Origin of the sequence: Sulfobacillus harzensis (assembly GCF_012933365.1) — a bacterium.
Taxonomy (GTDB): domain Bacteria; phylum Bacillota; class Sulfobacillia; order Sulfobacillales; family Sulfobacillaceae; genus Sulfobacillus_B; species Sulfobacillus_B harzensis.
Window position 1 is genome coordinate 1 of the sequence record NZ_JABBVZ010000339.1, and the last position, 504, is coordinate 504.

1 protein-coding gene is annotated in these 504 nt (G+C 62.3%); it reads right to left on the bottom strand.

Annotation, left to right across the window (positions count from 1 at the left end; genetic code table 11):
• Positions 1–129: 129 nt before the first annotated feature.
• On the bottom strand, positions 130–378 hold the full coding sequence (locus HIJ39_RS23400; RefSeq protein WP_243239943.1) for a transposase: 249 nt from the start codon (positions 376–378) through the stop codon (positions 130–132).
• Positions 379–504: the final 126 nt, after the last annotated feature.

The following is a 504-nucleotide window of genomic DNA, read 5'->3' on the forward strand; positions in this document are numbered from 1 at the left end:
TTGAACCTCCCCGGCCTGAAGGCCGGAGATTCTGGGGGAACCGCGGTTGCTGTGTCGGCGGGCCGTGAGACCCTGGGAGTGTTCCTCCGGACTCGCCACCGCTTATCCCACCAGCAACAGGGGCGGGGTTCAGCCGCAACTACGCCTTGACGTTCTCTGGAGGGGAACGGGACGGCGATACGTGATCCGTTCGGGCACGCAGATCAACCCGGGGCGAATCTCCCCATGCATCCCCTTGTTGAGGATGTTCACCGCACCCACGCCATCGCGGTGGGCTCGATAGCCACAGGCGCGACAATGGTAGGTTCGACCCGCCACCTTGGTGAGATGGCCACAGCGCGGACACGTTTGGGACGTGTACGCTTCACTAATCTTCATCAGTTGGATGCCGTGACGACGGAGTTTGTATTCGAGATACTGTCCCAAACGCCCGAACTCCAACGCCCCGACCTCTTGGTTAGTCCGCCGGGATCGGCGGTGGCGTTTGTGGTGGTTGAGCGTGCC

Bases quoted from the DNA above. Each gene is read 5' to 3' on its own strand.
- HIJ39_RS23400 (WP_243239943.1), bottom strand. From the start codon at position 378: ATGAAGATTAGTGAAGCGTACACGTCCCAAACGTGTCCGCGCTGTGGC.